At 74.7% G+C, this 17,147-nt stretch carries 16 protein-coding genes and 4 pseudogenes; 7 read left to right on the top strand and 13 right to left on the bottom strand.

Annotation, left to right across the window (positions count from 1 at the left end):
• Positions 1 to 102: 102 nt before the first annotated feature.
• Positions 103 to 195 (bottom strand): annotated as a pseudogene (locus ACZ411_RS11320) (helix-turn-helix domain-containing protein); the annotation flags it as partial.
• Between the two features lie 173 nt (positions 196 to 368).
• Here ACZ411_RS11320 and ACZ411_RS11315 point away from each other — a divergent pair.
• A pseudogene (locus ACZ411_RS11315) lies at positions 369 to 795 on the top strand (DUF5997 family protein).
• A gap of 59 nt (positions 796 to 854) precedes the next feature.
• Complete coding sequence (locus ACZ411_RS11310) at positions 855 to 2,342, top strand: DUF2079 domain-containing protein (RefSeq protein WP_464170674.1); 1,488 nt, start codon at positions 855 to 857, stop codon at positions 2,340 to 2,342.
• A gap of 188 nt (positions 2,343 to 2,530) precedes the next feature.
• Here the strand turns inward: ACZ411_RS11310 and ACZ411_RS11305 are convergent, their stop codons facing one another.
• The gene (locus ACZ411_RS11305; protein ID WP_258070253.1) at positions 2,531 to 3,946 is read right to left on the bottom strand and encodes a CitMHS family transporter; all 1,416 of its coding nucleotides are present in this window, start codon (positions 3,944 to 3,946) and stop codon (positions 2,531 to 2,533) included.
• A gap of 236 nt (positions 3,947 to 4,182) precedes the next feature.
• Between ACZ411_RS11305 and ACZ411_RS11300 the strand changes: the two genes are divergently transcribed.
• The 3 genes from ACZ411_RS11300 (at position 4,183) to ACZ411_RS11290 (ending at position 7,012) form a co-directional block, all read left to right on the top strand.
• Positions 4,183 to 4,998: a hypothetical protein gene (locus ACZ411_RS11300; RefSeq protein ID WP_464170672.1), complete on the top strand. Its 816-nt coding sequence runs from the start codon at positions 4,183 to 4,185 to the stop codon at positions 4,996 to 4,998.
• 405 nt (positions 4,999 to 5,403) lie between these two features.
• Complete coding sequence (locus ACZ411_RS11295) at positions 5,404 to 6,405, top strand: hypothetical protein (protein ID WP_464170670.1); 1,002 nt, start codon at positions 5,404 to 5,406, stop codon at positions 6,403 to 6,405.
• A gap of 175 nt (positions 6,406 to 6,580) precedes the next feature.
• Positions 6,581 to 7,012 carry a helix-turn-helix domain-containing protein gene (locus tag ACZ411_RS11290; RefSeq protein WP_464170668.1) on the top strand — a complete coding sequence of 144 codons (432 nt, stop codon included), beginning with the start codon at positions 6,581 to 6,583 and terminating at the stop codon, positions 7,010 to 7,012.
• A 296-nt stretch (positions 7,013 to 7,308) separates the two neighbouring features.
• On the opposite strand, the pseudogene ACZ411_RS11285 reads toward ACZ411_RS11290, so the two are convergent.
• The 3 genes and pseudogenes from ACZ411_RS11285 to ACZ411_RS11275 all read right to left on the bottom strand — a co-directional run.
• Positions 7,309 to 7,437 (bottom strand): annotated as a pseudogene (locus tag ACZ411_RS11285) (Fic family protein); the annotation flags it as partial.
• A gap of 676 nt (positions 7,438 to 8,113) precedes the next feature.
• The gene (locus tag ACZ411_RS11280) at positions 8,114 to 8,263 is read right to left on the bottom strand and encodes a hypothetical protein (RefSeq protein ID WP_464170666.1); all 150 of its coding nucleotides are present in this window, start codon (positions 8,261 to 8,263) and stop codon (positions 8,114 to 8,116) included.
• Complete coding sequence (locus ACZ411_RS11275) at positions 8,260 to 9,432, bottom strand: diaminobutyrate--2-oxoglutarate transaminase (RefSeq protein WP_464170665.1); 1,173 nt, start codon at positions 9,430 to 9,432, stop codon at positions 8,260 to 8,262. Before ACZ411_RS11275 ends, ACZ411_RS11280 begins: the two co-directional genes overlap by 4 nt.
• Before the next feature lie 187 nt (positions 9,433 to 9,619).
• On the opposite strand from ACZ411_RS11275, the gene ACZ411_RS11270 reads away from it, so the two are divergent.
• Both ACZ411_RS11270 and ACZ411_RS11265 read left to right on the top strand, forming a co-directional pair.
• A complete protein-coding gene (locus ACZ411_RS11270) occupies positions 9,620 to 10,156 on the top strand; it encodes an alpha/beta fold hydrolase (protein ID WP_464170663.1) in 537 nt (178 codons plus the stop codon).
• Positions 10,157 to 10,228: 72 nt separating this feature from the next.
• On the top strand, positions 10,229 to 10,573 hold the full coding sequence (locus ACZ411_RS11265) for an alpha/beta fold hydrolase (protein ID WP_464170661.1): 345 nt from the start codon (positions 10,229 to 10,231) through the stop codon (positions 10,571 to 10,573).
• Here the strand turns inward: ACZ411_RS11265 and ACZ411_RS11260 are convergent.
• The 8 genes and pseudogenes from ACZ411_RS11260 to ACZ411_RS11225 form a co-directional block, all read right to left on the bottom strand.
• Positions 10,570 to 11,226, bottom strand: a complete 657-nt coding sequence (locus tag ACZ411_RS11260; RefSeq protein WP_464170659.1) for a HEAT repeat domain-containing protein — start codon at positions 11,224 to 11,226, stop codon at positions 10,570 to 10,572. The genes ACZ411_RS11265 and ACZ411_RS11260 overlap by 4 nt on opposite strands.
• A gap of 51 nt (positions 11,227 to 11,277) precedes the next feature.
• On the bottom strand, positions 11,278 to 12,384 hold the full coding sequence (locus ACZ411_RS11255) for a VIT1/CCC1 transporter family protein (RefSeq protein WP_464170657.1): 1,107 nt from the start codon (positions 12,382 to 12,384) through the stop codon (positions 11,278 to 11,280).
• A 267-nt stretch (positions 12,385 to 12,651) separates the two neighbouring features.
• Positions 12,652 to 13,557: a M56 family metallopeptidase gene (locus tag ACZ411_RS11250; protein WP_464170655.1), complete on the bottom strand. Its 906-nt coding sequence runs from the start codon at positions 13,555 to 13,557 to the stop codon at positions 12,652 to 12,654.
• A gap of 94 nt (positions 13,558 to 13,651) precedes the next feature.
• Positions 13,652 to 14,113, bottom strand: coding sequence for a MarR family winged helix-turn-helix transcriptional regulator (locus ACZ411_RS11245; protein WP_094116756.1), 462 nt, complete (start codon positions 14,111 to 14,113; stop codon positions 13,652 to 13,654).
• Positions 14,114 to 14,224: 111 nt separating this feature from the next.
• Positions 14,225 to 14,941, bottom strand: a pseudogene (locus ACZ411_RS11240) (HAD family hydrolase).
• Between the two features lie 73 nt (positions 14,942 to 15,014).
• Positions 15,015 to 15,710 carry an endonuclease NucS gene (nucS, locus tag ACZ411_RS11235; protein WP_464170653.1) on the bottom strand — a complete coding sequence of 232 codons (696 nt, stop codon included), beginning with the start codon at positions 15,708 to 15,710 and terminating at the stop codon, positions 15,015 to 15,017.
• Between the two features lie 139 nt (positions 15,711 to 15,849).
• Positions 15,850 to 15,963: a ribbon-helix-helix protein, CopG family gene (locus ACZ411_RS11230; RefSeq protein ID WP_464170651.1), complete on the bottom strand. Its 114-nt coding sequence runs from the start codon at positions 15,961 to 15,963 to the stop codon at positions 15,850 to 15,852.
• Positions 15,964 to 16,113: 150 nt separating this feature from the next.
• Entirely contained in the window at positions 16,114 to 17,145 is a 1,032-nt protein-coding gene (locus tag ACZ411_RS11225) for a DMT family transporter (protein WP_464170649.1), read from the bottom strand.
• Positions 17,146 to 17,147 lie beyond the last annotated feature (2 nt).

The raw sequence follows: 17,147 nt of genomic DNA, 5'->3' as shown, positions 1-17,147 counted from the left end.
TCGTCGGCGGCGATCGCGGCGCGGGCGGCGATCAGCCGCTCCTCGCCCGCAGGGACTGAGGCGCGTGGGCCCGTCGTCGCGCACGAACAGCTCGACGCCCCACAGCGCCTCGAGCTCGAGGACCGACCGGCTCACCGCGATCCGCGACACGTTCAGGGCCTTCGCGGCGCGGGCGAAGTGCAGCTCGTCGGCCACGGCGGCGAAGTGGCGGAGGGCGGTCGGGTCGGCGTCCACGGGAGTCCCCTCGATGGCCCGCTCGGTGGGTGGCGCGCAAGCGGCGGCGGGATCGATCCAGGCTAGTGCAGGCCGCGCGGGCCCCGACGGTAGCCTGGGTCCGTACGACGACGCGGAACGGATCCAGCCAGACGATGAAGGCCGCGACCGCGGCGAAGAAGCTGGGCGTGCACCTCCCGGCCACCCCGGTCGAGTTCCAGGAGTCGACCCCGTCGCGCGCCGACCTCGCCGAGATGAACGAGAACCCGCCCCAGTGGCTGGCCGCGCTGCTGCGCGACGGCCCGCACCCGCGCCAGGTCATCGCCGGCAAGCTCGGCGTGTCCATCGCCGGCCTCGCCCGCGGCGGCGTGACGGAGGCGCTCACCACCGCGCAGATCAAGTCGCTCCTCGAGGCGCCGCCGCAGTGGCTCGTGCAGGAGCGGGCGAACGCAGGCCGAGGTCCGCGAGGAGCAGATCCGCGTGGAAGAACCGCGACGCCGGCCGCGCCGCGATGGCCGCCGAGCGCGAGCGTCAGGAGGGCACCGGGGGCGCACGCCGCTGAGCCGTCCCCTGCGTCGCTGACCGGATGGGCCAGGGCGCGCACCCGCTCGATCCGGGGCCCGCGTGAGACCCTTGCCTCCGTGACCCGTCCGAACTGCCCCGGCCCGCCGCCGCCACGCCGCTGCCGCTGCTGCCGCCGTCGATGCCGTCGAGCCAGGGGGCCGAGGCCGCCGCGTCGGCGCCCCTCGCGGGATCCCGCGCGCCCGGCACGGTCGGCTCCGTGGTCGTCGCCGCGCTGGTCACCGCCGTCTACGTGCTGTACTCCGCGCTCGAGCTGGCGCCGCTTCGCCGGTGAAGTCGGTGGGGACCTCGGCATCTTCACCCAGCTCGCCCAGGACTACGCGCGTCTCCAGGCGCCGATCGTCTCCATCAAGGGCGACGGCTTCAACCTCATGGGCGACCACTTCCACCCGATCCTCGTGCTGCTCGGCCCCGTCCACGCCATCTGGCCGCACGCGTTCGCCCTGCTCGTGGTGCAGGCGGTCCTCATCGGCATCTCGGTCGTGGGCGTCGGCCGGCTGGCCGGACGCGTCGTCGGGCGGTGGGGCGCGATCACGGTCGCCGCCGCGTACGGGCTGAGCTGGGGGATCCAGGGGGCGGTCGCGTTCCAGTACCACGAGATCGCCTTCGCCCTGCCGCTGCTGGCCTTCGCGCTCGACGCCGTCGTGGCCCGGCGCGCCCTCGCCGCCGCGCTGTGGGCGGCGCCGCTCGTGTTCGTGAAGGAGGACCTCGGCCTCACGGTCGCGGTCCTCGGGGCGATCCTCGCGCTCACGCTCGACCGGCGCGTCGGCATCGCGCTGGCCGGCTGGGGCGTCCTCTGGTTCGGGCTCGCGACGACCGTGATCCTGCCGGCCTTCAACCGCGAGGCGCGCTGGGACTACGCGGCCAAGCTCGACGCGGGCAGCGTCCTGGCGGATCCGCTCGGCACGGTCGCGGGGCTCTTCGTCGCGCCGAAGGCCGAGACCGTCGCCCTCCTGCTCATCGCCGGCGCGCTCATCGCGCTGCGCTCGCCCCTGCTGCTCCTCGTCGTGCCGACGCTCGCCTGGCGCTTCCTGTCGCCGACGGAGTCGTACTGGGCGCCGGGGTACCACTACGACGCCGTGCTGATGCCGATCGTCTTCGCCGCCGCGATCGACGGTGTCGCCCGCGCGCGGGCGGGGCGCCAGAGCTGGCTGCGGGCCGCGTCGCGCGCGGCCGTGCCCGTGATGGCGGTGGCGGCGGTCGCGCTCCTGGTCCGCTCACCCGTGGCCGAGCTCGCGCGGCCCGGCATCTGGGAGCCGGCACCGCGGGCCGCCCAGGCGCAGGCCGCGCTCGACCAGGTGCCCGCCGGCGCCACCGTGCTGAGCGACATCGGGCTCATGTCGTACCTCGTCGACGACCACGAGGTCTTCTGGCTCGGCAACCCGGGCAACCCGGCCCCGCAGTACGTCGTGATCGACACGGTGGGCGGCGGCCTCGGCCAGGGCGCCATGAACGCCGACCAGTACGGCGAGGCGACGCAGGCGGGCACGGTCTACGAGATCGTCTACGCCGACGCCGGCTACCAGGTGGCGCGCCGCGTCTCCTAGGCGCCGCCCGGATCCGAGCCCTGCCGCCCGGTCTGGCCCGCTGCCCGTACGCACGGAGGCCGGGCGCTCCCTCGAGCGGCCCGGCCTCCGTGCGTGCGTCCGTGCGTGCGTCCGTGCGTGCGTCCGTGCGTGCGTGCGTGCGTCCGTGCGTCCGTCCGTGCGTGCGCTCCCGCGAGGAGCGCCGTCGATCAGATGGGGATCGCCGCCGTGAGCACGCCCACCGCGAGCATCACCAGCGAGACGAGCACCGCGCGCCACAGCACCTTGCGGTGGTGGTCGCCGAGGTTCACGTCGGCGAGCGACACGAGCAGCAGGATCGCCGGCACGAGCGGGCTCTGCAGGTGCACCGGCTGGCCGGTGATGGAGGCGCGGGCCATCTCCACCGGGTCGATGCCGTAGTTGGCGGCGCTCTCGGCGAGCACGGGGAGCATGCCGTAGTAGAAGGCGTCGTTGCTCATGAAGAAGGTCATCGGGATGCTGAGCACGCCCGTGATGACCGCGAGGCCCGGGCCGAGCGCGTCGGGGATGATCGTGACGAGCCAGGCCGACATCGCCGTGACCATGCCGGTGCCGTTGAGCACGCCGATCAGGACGCCCGCCGCGAGCACCATCGAGACCACGCCGACCACGCTGGGCGCGTGCGCCGCGATGCGCAGGCCCTGGTCCTTCAGGTCGCGGAAGTTGACGATGAGGGCGATGGCCGCGCCGACCATGAAGACGTAGGCGAGGGGCAGCTGGTCCATGATCAGCAGCACGAGCACCGCGACCGTGAGGCCCAGGTTGAACCAGATGAGGCGCGGGCGGAGCGTCTCGCGGTCCGGGTCGAGCATGGTGGTGCCGACGGTGGAGACCGCGGCCGTCTCGGCGCGGACGAGCGACGGGGCCAGCGTGATGAGGCCGCCGCGCGGGGTCGCGGGGGCGCCGCGACCGGCACGCCACCAGCCGGATCCGCCCGTGGAGCCGCCCGAGCCGCCGGCCGCGTCGAGCCCGCCCTCGGCCCGCGCCTCGCCGAGCGCCGCCAGGCGGCTGCGCTCGCGGAGGCCCATGGTCCAGGCGAAGATCATGACGAGCGCGAGGCCCACCAGGAGCGACGGGATCATCGGCACGAAGATGTCCGTCGGGGAGACCTTCAGCGCCGCCGCCGCGCGGACGGTCGGGCCGCCCCACGGGACGATGTTGAGCGTGCCGTTCGCGAGGCCCGCCGTGCAGGTGAGCACCACGGGGCTCATGCCGAGCTTGCGGTAGATGGGCAGCATGGCCGCGGTGGTGACGATGAAGGTGGTCGACCCGTCGCCGTCGAGCGAGACCGCCGCCGCGAGGATGGCCGTGCCGAGCACGATCTTCGCGGGGTCGCCGCCCGCGACGCGGAGGATGAGGCGCACCAGCGGGTCGAAGAGACCGACGTCGATCATGATGCCGAAGTAGATGATGGCGAACATCAGCAGGGCGGCCGTGGGGGCCAGGTCGCCGAGGGCCTCGACGACCATGTCGCCGATGCCGAGGCCGGCTCCCGCGAAGAGGCCGAAGATCGTCGGCACGAGGATGAGGGCGACCATGGGCGTCAGCCGCTTGGTCATGATGAGGGCCATGAAGGTGAGGACCATGGCGAAGCCCAGGAATACCAGCACGCGTGACTCCTTCGTCGGTGGGCGGGACGCCCGGCTGAACACCACACGCTAGGTCGGTGTCCGCGTCTCGTCGCGCTTGTGCCGCTTCATCGCGATAGTGCACGAAAACGTGGTTCTGCGCATTATGCTCACCAGGTGGATCGGGCGACGGGGCGACGACGGGCAGGGCTCGACTTCGCCCGCCGCACGCTCTCGTCCTCCAACTGCTCGTCGTGCTGGTCGTCGTGGGCATCGCGACCGTCGCGTACGGCCTGCTCAGCTCCTCCGAGAACCGGCAGGAGGCGCAGGCGACGGCGCTCGCCATCGCCCGGACCGCCGCCGAGGACCCCGCGCTGCGGGCCGCCGTGACCGCCGAGACCGTGGATCCCGCGACGGCGACCGCCGCCGACCTCGCCGACGGGCCCGTGCAGCGGACGGCCGAGGCGGTGCGCGCCCCGACCGGCGCCCTCTTCGTGGTGGTGACCGACGACCGGGGGCTGCGGCTCGCCCACCCCGACCCTGCCGAGCTCGGGAAGCTCGTGAGCACGGATCCGACGGTCGCGCTCGCCGGGCGCGAGGAGGTGACGTGGGCCACGGGGACGCTTGGGGAGTCCGCGCGGGCGAAGGTGCCGGTGCGGGCGCTCGACGAGGCGGGTGCGGCCGGTGCCGCGGGCGATGCGGGTGCCGCTGGGCGATGCCGGCGGCCGCGTGGTCGGCGAGGTCAGCGTGGGCTTCGCGGCGGCGACCGTCCGCGACTCCATCGGCGTCGACGTCGCCGCCATCGCGGTGGTCGCGCTCCTGGCGCTCGGCGTGGGGGCGGTCGCCCCAGCGGGATCCTCTCGCGGCGCCTCGCGCGCCTCACCCTCGGCCTCCAGCCGTCCCGAGCTGGCGGGCCTCGTGCAGGACCAGGCGGCCGTGCTCTCCGGCGTCGGCGAGGTGCGTCGCTCGGCCTCGGGCCCGACGGCCGCGTCACCGTCTGCAACCCCCGGGCGGCCGCGCTCCTCGGCCCTCGTGGACCCGGTCGGCCAGCACGCTCCTGGACGCCCTGAGCGGCGTCGCGCCGGTGCTGCGGGAGGCGGTCGCGCGGGCCCGGGCCGGCACGGCGACGCCGGGTGCCGGGAGCCGGCCCGCGGACGGCGAACGCAGCCGCAGCCGCGGCCGGCGCCGTTCCGGTGCCCGCCCGCATCCTCGTCCCTCCGCGCCGTCGTCGGCGACCGCCGGGCCCTTCGTCGACGTCGCCCGCGTGGACCGCGACGGCCGCGACCTCGGCACCGTCGTCGCGCTGCGAGACGAGACCGACATCGAGGCGATGAGCCGTCGCCTCACGGCCGTCACGGCGATGTCCACCGCGCTCCGCGTGCAGCGGCACGAGTTCGCCGAACCGCCTCCACGTCGTCCGCGGCCTCGTCGCCACGGGCCGCGTCGACGAGGCCGACAGCTACCTCGCGCAGGGCGTGCTCGAGCAGGGCCCCGTGGCGTTCCCCACGGTGGACGCGCGGCTCGTCGACGAACCGTACCTGCAGGCGTTCCTCGGGGCGAAGGCCATGGAGGCGGAGGAGCGGGGCGTGAGCCTGCGCGTCGGGCCGGGGACGCTCGTCCGCGGCTTCCTAGTGCGGCCGGAGGAGGTCACCACGGTCCTCGGGAACCTCGTCGACAACGCCGTGCACGCGGCCGTGCGCGGGTCCCGGGACGGACCGGTGGGTGGAGGTCGAGGCGCTCGACGACGGGGCCGACCTGCACCTCGCGGTCTCCGACTCCGGCGACGGGCTCGCGGGATACCGACGTGGGCCGCGTCTTCCAGCAGCGACGGGCCGACGACGTGGGCGCGGCCGCCGAGGCCGCGGCGGCGGGCGGCGCGCCGGGAGGCGGCGGGGCGGACGGCCGCGGGGGTGCGGATCCCGCGCACGGCCTCGGCTTCGGCCTGCCGCTCGTGCGCGACATCAGCCCGGCGCGACGGCGGCGACGTGTGGGTCGCCGATCCCGGCGGCCCGCCACCTGGTGCCGACGCCGGAGCGGTGCTCTGCGCCCGGCTGCAGGGGGTGGTCGCGGGCCGGGCCCGACGCGGATCCGCCGGGAGCCGTCATCGACACCGACACCGACACCGCCACCGCCACCGCCGACCGTGCCGCACCCCAACGGAGCCCCCGCGTGACCGACGACCTCGCCGTCCTCCGTCGTCGACGACGACTTCCGCATCGCCCGCCTGCGCGAGGGGATCGATCGCCCAGGCTCCCGGGTTCCGCCCCGTCGGCACCGCCAGCAGCGTGCGCGCGGCGCTCGCCGTGCTCGACTCCGAGCGCCCCCGACCTGGCGCTCCTCGACGCGTACCTGCCGGACGGAAGCGGCGTCGACCTGGTGCGGCGCATCGAGCCCGACGTGATCCTCGCGACCGCCGCCGACGACGCGGCCCACCGTCCGCCGCGCCCTCCGCGGCGGGGCCGTCTCGTACCTCGTGAAGCCCTTCGTGCTGCGGAAAGCTGCTCGACCGCGCGCCTCGCGGCCTATGCGGCCTTCCGTGCCGGGCTCGCGCACCGACCGGCCGCTCGACCAGGCGGGCATCGACCGTGCCATCCAGGCGCTGCGCCCCGGCCGGGCGTCCGCGCAGGCGCGCCCGGCGACCGAGCAAGGCCCGTGCTCGACGCCCTGTCCGCGTCCGACGAGGAGCTCAGCGCTCCCGAGATCGCGGAGCGGGTGGGCGTCTCCCGCGCCACCGCGCAGCGCTACCTCGGCGCGCTCGCCCGCGACCGCGTCGTGGACGTGCAGCTCAACTACGGATCCACCGGCCGCCCCGAGCACCGGTACGGCATCCTCCGACCCGCTGACCGCCCGGCGTCGGTGCCGCGGCGTGCGGTTCAGCCCGCGTCGCGGAGCCGGGTGATGCGCGAGCGTATGCGGATCGTCCAGGTCCTCGAGCTCGTCGAGGACATCCGTGACGGCGTAGACGCGGTCGCGCTTGCGCTCGGTGACCTCCGTGATGATCCGCGACCCCTCGAGCTGCTCGATCGCCCGGTACGCCGCGCGATCCCCGAGTGCCGGTGCGTCCAGCCAGGTGCTCGGCCGTGAACACCGGCAAGCCGACCAGCGCATCGAGCACGTGATCCGTCGCGCTGCCGGCGCGCGTGCCGACCTCGCGTCGCCACGCTCCGGGGAACGTGAAGAAGGCCCGGGCCGTCCCTTCGGGCCTCGCGTGCGGCGACCTCGACGCACAGGGCGACGTCGGTGATGATCGCCGCGACGTCGCCGGACCTGTACGCGGTGAGCGATCCGAAGTAGTGGTCGGTGTCGGCTGCCAACCCCGACGCGACCGGGAGCACCGTGGTCGGCGTCATGCCCCGTCGACGGAGCACTGCGCCGATGAGGGCCCGGCCGATGCGGCCGTTCCCGTCGGTGAACGGGTGGATGCTCTCGAACTGCGCATGCACGATCGCGGCCTGGGCGATCGGATCGACATCATCCGGTTCGCGAACGCCAGGAGGTCGTCGGAGCAGGTCGGCACGAGCTCCGGCGGCGGCGGCACGTAGACCGCGCCGCGGGGCGTGTACTGCGATCCACCGATCCAGTTCTGGACCTCCCGCAGCCGCCCGGCGTGCTCGCGCTCACCAGGCTCGTCGTGCGTGGAGCGCGTGGGCCGCGAGGATCGCATCGAGGCGGATGGAGGTCGCGCATATGCGTCGATCAGGGCCGTGATCGCGCGGCCCGCGGAGACCATGGACATCGCCGACGGATTCTCCCGGACGCCTCCGAGCGCACGGGCGAAGGCCGTCGTGCTGGCCTCGACCTGCTCGATGCGCGACGACGCGACCGACTCGGTCCGGATGAGGAAGCCCGCGAGCGGTTCGACAGCCCGCGACCCGTTCGAGCTCCTCGGTCTCGTACCGTGCGCGCAGGAGGTCGCGCGGAGGCGGTAGAGGGCACGGAGACATCAGCAGCGGGGCGGGAGCGCGACCGTGACCTTGGAGAAGACGCGATCCTCTCGCGGACCGCGCCGCCCCGTGCTCTGCCAGGCCATCTCCCGGTGTCCCGTGCTGAGGCCAGCCGATCATCGTCGCCGTCCTGTCACCAGGGAGGCCGTTGTCGACAGTTGAGGCACGTAAGTGACGATAGCAGCGACGGCGGTGACCGTACGTGCGGAATCGGGCCGTCGAGGAGGGCAGGAGGAGCGGATCAGCTCCCGACGGCCACCGGCAACGGCGCCTCGTCGGCGGCGAGCTCCTCGCTCGTGGCGCCGAGGACCTCGCGGACGGACGCCAGGATGATGGCGAGGCCCTCCTCGATCTGCTCGTCGCTGATGGTGAGGGCGGGCAGCACCTTCATGACGGTGCCGCCCGGCGCCGCTGGTCTCCATGAGCATGCCGCGCTCGAACGCCGCCCGGCAGACGGCCCCGGCGAGGTCGCCCGAGGGGAACTCGATGCCGCGCGCGAGGCCGCGGCCGCGCACCTTCAGCGTCATGCCGGGGGCCGCCTTCCGCGGCGATCTCGGTGAAGACCTTCGTGGATCCGCGCGCCCTTGCGGAGCGTGGACGCCTCGAGCTCGCCGTCGGCCCAGTACCGCCGCAGCGCCTCGGCGCCCGTGAGGAACGCGGGCGCGATGCCGCGGAAGGTGCCGTTGTGCTCGCCCGGCTTCCACTGGTCGAGCTACCGGCTTCAGCAGCGTGAGGGCCATGGGCAGGCCAGTAGCCGCCGATGGACTTGGAGAGCGTGACGATGTCGGGGACGATGCCGGACTCCTCGAAGCTGAAGAAGAACCCGCCCGTGCGGCCGCAGCCCATCTGCACGTCGTCGACGATGAGCACGATGCCGTGGCGCGTGCAGAGGTCGCGGAGCGCGCGCAGCCACTCGGCGCTCGCGACGTTGATGCCGCCCTCGCCCTGCACGGTCTCGACGATGACGCCCGCCGGCTTGTCGAAGCCGGAGCCCGAGTCGTCGAGGAGCTTCGCGAAGTACGCGAGGCTGTCGGTCTCGCCGCCGAGGTAGCCGTCGAACGGGACGGCGACGGCGTGGTGCAGCGGGTGGCCGGCGCCGCCGCGCTTGAGCGCGTTGCCGGTGACCGCGAGGGCGCCCTCGGTCATGCCGTGGAACGAGTTCGTGAAGTGCACGATCGTGGTGCGGCCGGTGACCTCGCGGGCGCGCTTCAGCGCGGCCTCGACCGCGTTCGCGCCGCCCGGGCCGGGGAACATGATGCGATAGTCGAGACCGCGCGGCTGGAGGATGACGTCCTGGAAGGTCTGCAGGAAGTCGCGGCGGGCCTCCGTGAACATGTCGAGGGAGTGCGTGACGCCGTCGCGGAGGATGTACTCGACCAGCTTCTGCTTGAGCGCCGGCTCGTTGTGCCCGTAGTTGAGCGCGCCGGCGCCCGCGAAGAAGTCGAGGTAGCGGTCGCCGTCGGCCGTGAACATCTCGCTGCCCACGGCGCGGTCGAGCACGACCGGCCAGCCGCGGCTGTAGCTCCGGACCTCGGACTCCATCTGCTCGAAGATCGTCATGCCGTGTCGCTCCTTGGTTCTCATCGGCGACCTGCGTGGATCGCCGCACGTCGGGCGGGGCTCAGTGGCTCCGGGCGACGGGGAAGGCGCTGCGATGCGCAGCCCCTCCATCGTCGCACCTCCCTCCGTCATCGCGGGGATCCCCCACGAGGGATCCCCTACGTGAGGAGATGGATAGGGTCGCGGCATGGCCGATCTCGACGACCTCGATCCGCTCGGAGCCCCGGGGACCGCGATGCTGCGGGTGGGCGACCGGCTGGTGCGGCACCGCGTGACGGGCGCGGGGGATCCGCTCCTCCTCCTGCACGGCATCGGCCGCAGCCTCGAGGACTGGGACCAGCAGCACGCGCGCCTCTCCGACGCGCACGAGCTGCACAGCCTGGACCTGCCCGGCTTCGGCTGGTCGGATCCCGTCGACGGGCCCTCCACGCTCGTCGCCCTGGCGGACAGCTACCTGCCCGCGTACCTCGACGCCGCGGGCGTGCGCGGCCGGGTGACCGTGGTCGGCAACTCGCTCGGCGGCGCCGTGGCGATGACGCTCGCGACCCGCCACCCGGAGCGCGTGCGGGCGCTCGTCCTCGCCGACAGCGCGGGCTTCGGCCGGGAGGTCGCGGTGGGGCTCCGGCTCCTGGCCTTCGATCCGCTCGCGACCCTCGTGCTCCGCCCCCCACGCCCGGCAACTCGCGGCGCTCCACGCGCAGCGTCTTCCACGACCCCGCCCTGACCACCGCCGAGCGCGTGCGCCACGCCCACGCGCTCTCGGCCCGTCCCCACCCATGCGGCCACGATGCTCGAGGTGGCCCGCGACCTCGGGACGGTCCGCGGCGTCAGCTCCGGATGGCGCCGCCCGCTCGTGGAGGCGGTGCGCGCGTCGGGCCTGCCCCGTGCTCGCGGTGTGCAGGGCGACCGCGACCGGATCCTCCCCGCCACGCACCTCCGCGGCGTCGCGCGCGAACTGCCCGACGCGCGCCTGGAGCTGATCTCCCGGTGCGGCCACATGCCCCAGATCGAACGCCCCGACGTCTTCGCCGGCCTCGTCCGCCGCTTCGTCGCGTCCCTGCCCCGGAGCCCGCGGCGCACTGAGGATGCGTCGCGCACGGCGGGGAGCGCTGACGGCAGCCGGGGGAGCGAGGAGCGCTAGGCGCGGTCGGCTCCGTCCGCGTCGGTGCCGTCGGAGTCGGTGGGGGCGGAGTCGTCGGCGGCGGCGGATCCCGACGCCTCGGCGGCGGCGGCCGCGTGACGACCGGAGGCGGAGAGCACCGACGGGTGGCGGGCCGCGAGGGCCTCGAGCCCGTCGTGCGCCGCGACGCGGACGGACGTGTCCGGGTCGGTGAGGGCACGGCGGATGACCTCCTCGTCGGCGGGGGAGCCGACGGCGCCGAGGGCGCGCAGGGCGGCGCCGCGGACGCGCGCGTTCTCGTCGGTGACGAGCACCGTCAGGGCGCGGACCAGCGGGAGCTGCCGGGTCGCGACGACCTTCGCGCACGCCTCGCGCACGCGCCAGGCGCGGTTCGTCAGGTTCTTCTCGACGACCTTCGCGGCCTCCGGCGTCCACGCGTAGAGGAGCGCGCGGGCGCCCCAGGCCTCGGGCCAGTACAGGGGAGGCGCGCCGTTGAGGATCCCGCGGGCGTGGCGCCCGCCGACCAGCAGCAGGAAGTCGTCGCCCTCGTACAGGCCGTCGAGCAGGCCCATCGCCCGCAGGGCGACCTCCCGCTCGCTCGTGCGCGCCACCGCGTCGCTCATGCGCGTCGCGAGGGAGTCCTCGCGACGGCGGGGGTCATCTCCGTCAGCCATGCGCCACCGTATCGGCTGCGGCGGTACCGGCCCGCCGCGGCCCCGGGCGGATCAGCCGACCTGCGTGCCGAAGAGGAGCCCCAGCAGGTAGGTGGCCCCGGCGGCCCCGAACCCGATGAGCAGCTGGCGTGCCGCGCGCTTCAGCGGCGGCCCGCCGGACAGGAGGCCCGTGACCGCGCCCGTGATGGACAGCGCGATCGCGACGAGGACCGACGCGATGATGAGCGCGGCGACGCCCTGCATGCCGAGCAGGTAGGGCAGCACCGGGATCACGGCGCCCGAGGCGAAGAAGCAGAAGCTCGACAGGGCCGCGCCCCACGCCGTGCCGACGCTCTCGTGCTCGTCGTCGGGCCCGACGCCCCCGATGGTCACAGGGATGGGCCGTGTCTCGGCCGCGAGGTCGCGCAGCACCTCGTCGGCGTGCGCGAGCGCCTCCTCCTCGGTCATGCCGCGGGCGCGGTAGACGAGCGCGAGCTCGTTCGCGTCCACGTCCAGGTGGGGGAGGGCCTCGCGGGTGCCCGCGCCCGGGGCCGAGGCCTCGAGCAGCTCGCGCTGGGACCGCACGGACACGAACTCGCCCGCGCCCATCGAGAGCGCGCCGGCGAGGAGGCCGGCGAGGCCCGTGGCGAGGATCACCGCGTTGGGGACGCCCGTGGCCGTGATGCCGATCACGAGCGCGAGGTTGCTGACGAGCCCGTCGTTGGCGCCGAACACGGCCGCGCGGAAGGTGCCGGACAGGCGCATGCGCCCGCGGGTGGCGAGGCCGCGGACGACCTCCTCGTGCACGCGCTCGTCGGCGGCCATGGCGTCGGTGGCGTCCGCGTCGTCGGCGTACGGCGACCGGCTCTCGGCGCGCTGGGCGAGGGCCAGCACGAACACGGATCCGAAGCGGCGGGCGAGCACGCCGAGGATGCGGGTGCGGACGTCCCCGCGCACGGGCCGGCCGACGCGGTCGCCGAGCAGCTCGATCCAGTGATCGGCGTGGCGGCCCTCCGCCTCGGCCAGGGCGAGCAGGATCTCGCGTTCCTCGCCCGTGCGCCGGCCGGCGAGGTCGCGGTAGACGGCCGCCTCGGCGCGCTCGTCGGCGAGGTACTGCCGCCAGCGGCGCACCTGCGCGGGCGTGGGATCGGGCGTGCGGGCAGGGGGGATGGCGGTCATGGGTCCTCCGGTCGGGCGACGACCGGGACGCGGGGTCTCCGGCCGACGCGACGGCGCGCGTGCGCCTGTCGTTCGTCTGGCCGAAGGTCTCGTCCGCCCGCCGTCCGCGTGCCGCGGGGCGGGTGATGCACCGGGCCCGGGGGCCAGCATGTCGACGCATCGCCGTCCGGCCCGAGGGCCGGGGGGACTACTCCCCTTCTCGAGCGACCCTACCGCACGGGTCGTGGCGGGCCGGAGGCGCGGGCGGGACGGGGCCGCCCGCGGCGGTCACGCCGGCGGCAGCAGCACGATGACGAGCGGCAGCGCGGGGAGCGCGCACGCGACGGCGCACAGCAGGCGCAGGGCGACCGGGTGCCCGCCGCGGGGCTGGTCCATGCGGTCGGCCCGGAGCACGGAGAGGCCGCCCGGGATCCAGCTTCCGGAGCGCGGACGCCACCGTCGCCGGGCCGGCGACCCGGGCGGCGTGGTCGTCGGCGATGAACTCGATGGCGATGGTCGTGGAGAGGGCGAGGCGCTGGCTGGCGGGCAGCGCCGGCAGGATCGCACGGGAGACCTGGGCGAGGCGCACCGCCAGCGCGTGCCGCTGCTCCTGGTGCGCGGTCTCGTGCTCGATGACGGCGGCGAGCTCGTCGTCGTCGAGGCGGGCGCGGCCTCGGTGGTGAGGAGGATCACGCCGGTGGCGGGGGAGAGCGCGGCGAGCGGCACGTCGGACTCGACGAGGCGCGCGTCGCGGCCGGCGACCCGGTAGGGCCGCGAGGCGAGCAGCAGGGTCGCGACCTCGCCCGCCCGCCGCCGCGCCTCGCGCACGACCCGGCCGCCCTCCTCCACGATGCGGAAGAGCAGCACCCCGAGCACCCCCGCCGCGACGTATGCGAGGGGGACGGCGGCGAGGGGCGCCGTCGCGGGCGGGACGGCCGCGAGCGTGGCCTCGGCGGGCACGTCCGCGACCGCCGCCGGGCGCGTCCCCGACTGCAGCGACATGCCCTGGTGGATCAGGAGGCCGAGCCCCGCGCCGAGGCTGAGCACCGCCGTGGCGAGGAACCCGTGCCATGCGGCGAGCATCGCGACGGGACGCTGGGCCACGAGCGGCAGCCGTCCGAGGAGGAGCGGCGCCAGGAGGGTGACGGTGACGTAGCACTCCAGGAGGAGCACCGCGCGGACCGTGTCGCTCACTGGTCGCGCTCCGTTCGGGTCGTGCGGGGGTGCGGATGGTGCGGGTGCGGGTGCGGGTGCGGGTGCGGCGGACGGCGCGGCGCGGCGCCCCCGGCTAGATGGTCTCGGGGAGCGCCTTCGCGTTGTCGATGACCTGGCTGAGCACCGACTTCAGCCCCTGGAGCTGCTCCTCCGACATGGACAGGCGGTCGCGGATCTGCTGCGGGATGGTGACGGCCCGCTCGCGCAGCTCCCGACCCTGGTCGGTGAGGCCGATCTCGAGCACGCGCTCGTCGGTGGCGCGGCGCACGCGCCACACGTGGCCCATGGCCTCCAGGCGCTTGAGGAGGGGGGAGAGCGTGGCGCTGTCGAGCTGGAGCTCGTGGCTGAGGTCCTTCACGGAGCGGGGCCCGCGCGCCCAGAGGGCGAGGAGGACGAGGTACTGCGGGTGGGTGAGCCCGAGGGGATCGAGGATGGGGCGGTAGAGGGCGGTCACGCTGCGCGCGGCGACGACGAGCGAGTAGCTGACCTGCCTGTCGAGGGCGAGCGGGTCCTGCAGGTCCTGCGGTGATGACATGGTTCCTCCGCGGGTCATTCTGTCACTCCGTGTTGCTAACCCCGGGTGGACGGGGGTCGGCAGCCGGATCTGTGGAAACGCTCCTGCTTGTCGAGGATCGGAGCGGGCCGCTCAGGCGGCGGGTGCCCGCACCTCCGGGACCAGGCGCGAGGCGAGCTCGGCGGCCGTCTCGACGACCGCGATCGTGCCCGCCGCCTCGGCCGGGCTGCCGTAGCCCCAGCCGACCATGACGGTCGGGATGCCGTGCGCGGCGGCACCGAGCACGTCGTGCTCGCGGTCGCCCACCATCACCGCGTTCGCGACGTCGACGCCCGCCGCGCGGAGCCGGCGCAGCGCCTCCTCGATGACGTCGGCCTTGGCGGAGCGCACCTCGTCCTCGCTGGCGCCGCAGATCTCCGTGAAGAGGCCGGTGAGGCCGTAGTGGTCAGCACGCGGCGCGCCTGCGACTCGGGCTTGCTGGTGGCGAGGGACAGGGGGATGCCGGCCGCGCGGATCGCGCGCAGCACCTCGGGGACGCCGTCGTAGACCGCGCTGTCGAACACGCCGCCGGCCGCGTAGCCCCGCGCGGTAGTGGGCGAGCGCGCGCTGCTGGGCCGCGTCGTCCATGCCCGCGAGGTCGCGGAAGGAGTCGAGGATGGGCGGGCCCACGTACTCGAGCAGCTGGGCGGGGCCCGGGACCGGCAGGCCCATGAAGACGAGCGTCTTCGCGAGCTGCGCCGTGATGCCGGGGGCCGAGTCGGTGATGGTGCCGTCGAGGTCGAAGAGGATGCAGCTCCAGGGCGCGGAGCCGGCGACGGAGGGCGGCGTGGTCGTGTCGGGTGCGGTCACGCAGCCACCCTACGAGGGTCGTGCGGGTGCCCGCCGGGAGCGCACCCGGAGCACGCCCCGGGCGCGGCCCGCGTCAGAAGAGGCGCGAGTGCCCGTCGTCGAGCCCGCGCATCGCGTCGTAGTCGAGGAGGAGGCAGCGGATCCCGCGGTCCTCGGCGAGCGTGCGGGCCTGCGGCTTGATCTCCTGCGCGGCGTACACGCCCGTGACCGGCGCGAGGTGCGGATCCCGGTTCATGAGCTCCAGGTAGCGCGTGAGCTGCTCCACGCCGTCGATGTCGCCGCGCCGCTTGAGCTCCACCGCGACCGACCGGCCGGCAGCGTCCCGAGCGAGGATGTCGACCGGCCCGATCGCGGTCATGTACTCGCGGCGCACCAGCTCGTGGCCGTCGCCCAGGAGGTGGATCTGCTCGGCGAGGAGCTTCTGCAGGTGCGCCTCCACACCGTCCTTCACGAGGCCCGGGTCAACGCCGAGGTCGTGGGCGGAGTCGTGCAGCACCTCGTGGATGGAGACGACGAGCATGTCGGCCGTCTTCGGCTGCACCACGCGCCAGATCTCGCGGACCCCCGCGAGCGCCTGGTCGTCGTCCGGCTCGACCTCGACGATCGTGCAGGGCGGGCTCATCCAGTTGAGGGGCTTGTAGGAGCCGCCGTCCGAGTGGACGAGGAGGCTCCCGTCGGCCTTGACCATGAGGAGGCGGACGGCGAGGGGGAGATGCGCGCTGAGGCGGCCGGCGTAGTCGACGGAGCAGCGGGCGATGACGAGACGCACCCGGCGAGCCTAGCCGGGCGTCGGAGGGGTGCGCGTCGCGGCTCCTCGTCGTCGAGCGCTCCCGCGACGACCGGTGCCGAGGCGGCCGCGATGATGTCGTCGTCCGACACGCCGTGCTTCCGAGCGGACTAGCGGAGGATCACGCGGCGTGCGACCAGGCGTCGAGCGCCGCCCGGATCGCGTCGGAGCGGTTCAGCCCCTCGCGCTCGGCGCGCGCCATCACGGCGGCGAGCTCCGCGTCCGTGAGGCGCACGGGGATGACCTTCGCGGCCGTTCCCCGCGCGGGACGCGACCCACGCGCGACCGCAGCGCGTCGACGTCGTATCCCGCCTCCGCCTCGTCGACCCACTGGTCGACCTGCGGCTCCCCGACCTCCCGGCCGTCCATGATGCGCTCCATGCGCTCATCGCATTACGGAAGGCGTCCTCGCTCCACGGGCGGCTCGCCGGATCGTGGGCCGCACGGCGGCGGCCCTGGAGAGGAGCACGCCGAGGAGCACGAGGCCGGCGCCGGCGGGCTCGTTCCAGTGCAGGGTCTCGCCGAGCACGAGGATCCCGAGCGCGACGCCCACCACGGGCGTGATGTACGTGACGGTGGAGGTGGCGGTGGGCCCCCAGGCGAGCAGCACGTTCATGTTCCACAGGTACGCGAGGCCCGTGCCGATGACGCCGAGCACCAGCAGGCTGAGGACGACCGGCACGTCGAGCGACACGGGCCCGGTGGCGAGGAACGGGGTGGCGACGACCATGGCGGCGGCGCCCATGCCGATCTGCATGAAGGCCGTGACCACGCCGGGGATGCCGCGGTGCGTGAGGAAGCGGCGGAGGTAGCCGAACGTGATGCCGTAGCAGAGGGCGGCGCCCAGGCACGCGAGCTGGCCTGCGAGCTCGAGCAGCGGCTGGCCGGACGCGGCCGCCTCCGCGGACGGGGTGAGCCGCCACGGGCCGATGATCACGACGACGCCCGCGATGCCGAGCGCGATGCCGGCGAGCTGTCGCCGGCCGAGCCGCTCGACGCGGAAGGCGAGGGTCGCGAGGAGCGCCGTCATGATCGGGGTGGTCGCGTTGTAGATGCTCGCGACGCCCGAGGTGACGTGCTGCTCGGCCCAGGCGAACAGCGAGAACGGGATGGCCGACCCGACGACGCCGACGACCGCGAAGTGCAGCCAGACGACGCGCTCGCGCGGCAGCGGCAGGCGTCGGGCGGCGACGATGAGGCCGAGCGCGATCGCGCCGAGCACGAGCCGGGTCCAGGACACCTGGCCGAACGAGACGCCCTCCAGCGCGACCTTCATGAACAGGAAGCTGGCGCCCCACACGGTGCCCATCGCCACGAACTGCACGGCGATCCGGCGACCGCCGGGAGCGGCGAGCGCGGCGGCGGGGGTGCTGGGCACGGCGGATGCGGAGGGCGTCGGGGCGCCGCGGGGTGTCACGT

Source organism: Clavibacter sp. AC415 (assembly GCF_979252985.1).
This window is presented reverse-complemented; position numbering and strand designations above follow the sequence as displayed.